Below are 4,427 nucleotides of genomic sequence, written 5' to 3' on the forward strand. Positions count from 1 at the left end.
GCCCTGCTCGTGCATATAAGTCATGCCGCCCAGGCTCGCGCCGGCCACGGTCGAGCCGTGATAGCCGTTCTTGCGGCTGATGATGACTTTCTTGTTCGGCTGGCCCTTGATCGCCCAGTAGTGGCGGACCATGCGCAACATGGTGTCGTTGCCTTCCGAGCCGGAGCCGGTGAAAAACACGTGATTCATGCCTTCCGGGGCGATATCGGCGATGGCCTTGGATAATTCCAGCACGGGCGGGTGGGCGGTCTGGAAGAACAGGTTGTAGTACGGCAGCTCGCGCATTTGTTGGCTGGCGGCGTCCGCCAGCTCATCGCGACCGTAGCCGACGGCCACGCACCAGAGGCCGGCCATGCCGTCGAGGATCTTGTTGCCTTCACTGTCCCAGAGGTACACGCCCTTGGCGTGGGTGATGATGCGCGGGCCTTTCTCTTTAAGCTGCTTGAAGTCGCTGAAGGGTGCGAGGTGATGGTCGTTGCTCAGGGCCTGCCATTCACGGGTTTGCGGGTTATTGCGGGTCATGCGAATTCTCCTTTATTTCATTTGGGGCGGGGCCCATGGCAGCCCCGCCCGGCGCATCAGACGGCAAAGAGCAGGAATTCCCGCTCCCACGAACTGATGACGCGCTTGAAGTTTTCATGCTCGGCCCGCTTGACCGCGACGTAGCCCGTGATGAATTTCTTGCCCAGGTATTTCTCGATGGTGATGCTGTTTTCCATGCGCTCCAGGGCATCTTCGATGGTCAACGGCAGGCGCAGGTTGCGGCGCTCATACCCTCGGCCCACCACGGGGGCGCTCGGATTGATGCCTTCGACCATGCCGATGTAGCCGCACAACAGGCTGGCGGCAATCGCCAGGTACGGGTTGGCGTCGGCGCCCGGCAAGCGGTTTTCCACCCGACGGTTCTGCGGCCCGGCATCCGGAACCCGCAGGCCCACGGTACGGTTCTCCTCGCCCCACTCCACGTTCACCGGCGCCGAGGTATCGGGCAGGAAGCGGCGGAACGAGTTAACGTTGGGTGCGAACAGCGGCAGCAGCTCGGGGATGAATTTCTGCAGGCCACCGATGTGGTGCAGGAACAGATCGCTCATGGTCCCGTCTTCATTGGAGAAGACGTTCTTGCCGGTTTCCTTGTCGATGATGCTCTGGTGCAGGTGCATCGCACTGCCCGGCTCGCCGGTCATGGGCTTGGCCATGAACGTGGCGGCCACGTCGTGCTTGAGCGCTGCCTCGCGCATGGTGCGCTTGAACACCAGGATCTGGTCGGCCAGGGACAGCGCGTCGCCATGACGGAAGTTGATCTCCATCTGCGCGGTGCCATCCTCATGGATCAGCGTGTCGAGGTCCAGCTCCTGCAATTCGCACCAGTCGTAGACGTCTTCGAACAGCGGGTCGAATTCGTTGGCCGCTTCGATCGAGAACGATTGGCGACCGGTTTCCGGGCGGCCGGAGCGGCCGATCGGCGGTTGCAGCGGAAAGTCCGGGTCGTCGCTGCGCTTGGTCAGGTAGAACTCCATTTCCGGCGCGACAATCGGCTGCCAGCCCTTGTCGGCGTAGAGCTTGAGCACCTTCTTCAATACGTTGCGCGGCGACAGCTCGATGGGGTTGCCTTGCTTGTCGTAGGAATCATGGATCACCTGTGCGGTGGGCTCGATGGCCCAGGGCACCAGGAACACTGCGTTTTCGTCCGGGCGGCACATCATGTCGATGTCGGCAGGGTCGAGCAGTTCGTAATAGATGTCGTCTTCGACATAGTCGCCCGTTACGGTCTGGAGCAGGACGCTCTCGGGCAGGCGCATGCCTTTTTCGGCAATGAACTTGTTGGTCGGCGAGATCTTGCCCCGGGTGATGCCGGTCAGGTCGCCAATCATGCATTCGACTTCTGTGATCTTGTGGTCTTTCAACCAATCGGTGAGCTGGTCGAGGTTGTTACTCATAAATGCCTCTAGGCGTGAGTTTCCTGGCTGCTATTAGAAGTCAGGCGTTGTTTGACGCATCGGCGTCGCGTTGTGTTGCCCTTGCTCGGCAGGCATCGCCAAATGCCTGGAAAATCGCAAGATAGTACGGATTAGAGCCTACCGCCCATTCGGGGTGCCATTGCACACCTAAAGCAAAAGCCTTGCCTTGTACAACTGAGACGGCCTCGACCAAGCCATCCGGCGCCAATGCTTCGGCCCGCAGCCCCGGTGCCAGGCGCTCGATGCCCTGGCTGTGAATCGAGTTGACGTCGATCTCCGGCGGCAGGCCCAGGCCCGCGAGGACACCGCCAGGCTGGATCAGCACGACGTGGGCCGGGCCGTATTGGATCTCGACCGGTTGGGTGTCGTCTTCACGATGATCGATAAAGGTTCCGACTTCATGAACTTTCTGATGCAGGCTGCCGCCAAAGGCTACGTTCATTTCCTGGAAACCCCGGCAGATGCCCAGCACCGGAACGCCCGCCTCGACAGCGGCACGGACCAGCGCAAGGGTGGTGGCGTCCCGTGCAGGATCATGAGCAGTGCCTGGCGCACTGGCCGGGCCCTGGTAGTGAAAAGGTTCTACATTGGAAGGAGAGCCGGTAAAAAGAATACCGTCCAGGGCGTCCAGAATATCGGACGGTGCGAACAGATCCGCCAGTGAGGGGATCAGCACTGGCAAGCCCTTGGCGGCTGTTGCGACAGCCCGGGCATATTTGTCGCCAGTGGTGTGATACGCATGCAAACCGATCTGCCTGGAGCAGGTGGTGACGCCGATTAACGGCAGGCGAGACATGAAGCACCCCGGTATTATTGCTGTTATGGGTTTGAATCGAGCTTAGCCTTGTTCATTTTTTTACACAACACCCCCGTAAAAAATACAACACGGCCCGCTCAAGCCTGCGGGCGCCAAGCCCCTCAAAGGGAAAAAAACGCCCCAAATTGCCTCAAAAAAGCCCCACAGGTGCTTTTTTAGGGCAAAAAAGGCCCTGCTTGACTTCGGCATGCCGTTCGGGTTGACTGGCTTTCGAAGAGATCAATGATTGATATTTTTAACAACAAAGGTGTTGCATCATGTCGGTACCCCCGCGTGCCGTTCAGCTTAACGAAGCGAACGCGTTCCTTAAGGAACATCCTGAGGTTCTGTACGTTGACCTTCTGATTGCGGATATGAATGGTGTGGTGCGCGGCAAGCGCATTGAACGCACCAGCCTCCACAAGGTTTACGAGAAAGGCATCAACCTGCCGGCCTCTCTATTTGCCCTGGATATCAATGGCTCGACGGTGGAAAGCACCGGCCTGGGCCTGGACATCGGCGATGCCGACCGCATCTGCTATCCCATCCCCGGCACTCTGAGCAACGAACCCTGGCAGAAGCGCCCGACCGCGCAACTGCTGATGACCATGCACGAACTGGAAGGCGAACCCTTCTTTGCCGACCCGCGTGAAGTCCTGCGCCAGGTCGTGACCAAGTTCGACGAACTGGGCCTGACCATCTGCGCGGCTTTCGAGCTGGAGTTCTACCTGATCGACCAGGAGAACGTGAACGGCCGTCCACAACCGCCCCGCTCGCCCATCTCCGGCAAACGCCCGCATTCGACCCAGGTCTACCTGATCGATGACCTCGACGAATACGTCGACTGCCTCCAAGACATCCTCGAAGGTGCCAAGGAGCAAGGCATTCCCGCCGACGCCATCGTCAAGGAAAGTGCCCCGGCGCAGTTCGAAGTCAACCTGCACCACGTCGCCGACCCGATCAAGGCTTGCGACTACGCGGTCCTGCTCAAGCGGTTGATCAAGAACATCGCCTACGACCATGAAATGGACACCACCTTCATGGCCAAGCCGTATCCGGGCCAGGCGGGCAACGGCCTGCACGTCCATATCTCGATCCTGGACAAAGACGGCAAGAATATCTTTGCCAGCGAGGATCCCGAGCAGAACGCCGCGCTGCGTCACGCGATCGGCGGTGTGCTCGAGACCCTGCCCGCGCAGATGGCTTTCCTCTGCCCGAACGTCAACTCCTACCGTCGTTTCGGCGCACAGTTCTATGTGCCGAACTCGCCGACCTGGGGCCTGGACAACCGCACCGTCGCCTTGCGCGTACCAACCGGCTCGGCCGATGCGGTGCGCCTGGAGCACCGCGTTGCCGGCGCCGACGCCAACCCGTACCTGCTGATGGCAGCCGTACTGGCGGGCGTGCACCACGGCCTGGTCAACAAGATCGAGCCCGGCGCGCCGGTCGAAGGCAACAGCTACGAGCAGAACGAGCAAAGCCTGCCGAACAACCTGCGCGATGCCCTGCGCGAGCTGGACGACAGCGAAGTCATGGCCAAGTACATCGATCCGAAATACATCGATATCTTCGTGGCCTGCAAGGAAAGTGAGCTGGAAGAATTCGAACACTCCATCTCCGACCTTGAGTACAACTGGTACCTGCATACCGTGTAAGCGGTTGCTGTGAGAACA

Annotated in this window: 4 protein-coding genes; 1 reads left to right on the plus strand and 3 read right to left on the minus strand. The window is 60.0% G+C overall.

From position 1 onward, the window contains the following. The 3 genes from OC610_RS21920 to OC610_RS21930 form a co-directional block, all read right to left on the minus strand. On the minus strand, nt 1-522 hold a 522-nt coding region (locus OC610_RS21920; protein ID WP_264430727.1), incomplete at its 3' end, for an aminotransferase class III-fold pyridoxal phosphate-dependent enzyme. A 56-nt stretch (nt 523-578) separates the two neighbouring features. Next, a complete protein-coding gene (locus OC610_RS21925) occupies nt 579-1,937 on the minus strand; it encodes a glutamine synthetase family protein (protein ID WP_264430730.1) in 1,359 nt (452 codons plus the stop codon). A gap of 40 nt (nt 1,938-1,977) precedes the next feature. Beyond that, nucleotides 1,978-2,754, minus strand: coding sequence for a gamma-glutamyl-gamma-aminobutyrate hydrolase family protein (locus OC610_RS21930; RefSeq protein WP_264430732.1), 777 nt, complete (start codon nt 2,752-2,754; stop codon nt 1,978-1,980). A gap of 278 nt (nt 2,755-3,032) precedes the next feature. Between OC610_RS21930 and OC610_RS21935 the strand changes: the two genes are divergently transcribed. Continuing rightward, nucleotides 3,033-4,409 carry a glutamine synthetase family protein gene (locus OC610_RS21935; protein ID WP_024780479.1) on the plus strand — a complete coding sequence of 459 codons (1,377 nt, stop codon included), beginning with the start codon at nt 3,033-3,035 and terminating at the stop codon, nt 4,407-4,409. The last annotated feature ends 18 nt before the right edge of the window (nt 4,410-4,427 follow it).

It is taken from the genome of Pseudomonas agronomica (assembly GCF_025917275.1).
Classification (GTDB): Bacteria; Pseudomonadota; Gammaproteobacteria; order Pseudomonadales; family Pseudomonadaceae; genus Aquipseudomonas; species Aquipseudomonas agronomica.

Excerpts from the sequence above, each read along its gene's own strand:
- OC610_RS21935 (WP_024780479.1), top strand. The coding sequence starts at position 3,033 with ATGTCGGTACCCCCGCGTGCCGTTCAGCTTAACGAAGCGAACGCGTTC.
- OC610_RS21930 (WP_264430732.1), bottom strand. The coding sequence starts at position 2,754 with ATGTCTCGCCTGCCGTTAATCGGCGTCACCACCTGCTCCAGGCAGATC.
- OC610_RS21925 (WP_264430730.1), bottom strand. The coding sequence starts at position 1,937 with ATGAGTAACAACCTCGACCAGCTCACCGATTGGTTGAAAGACCACAAG.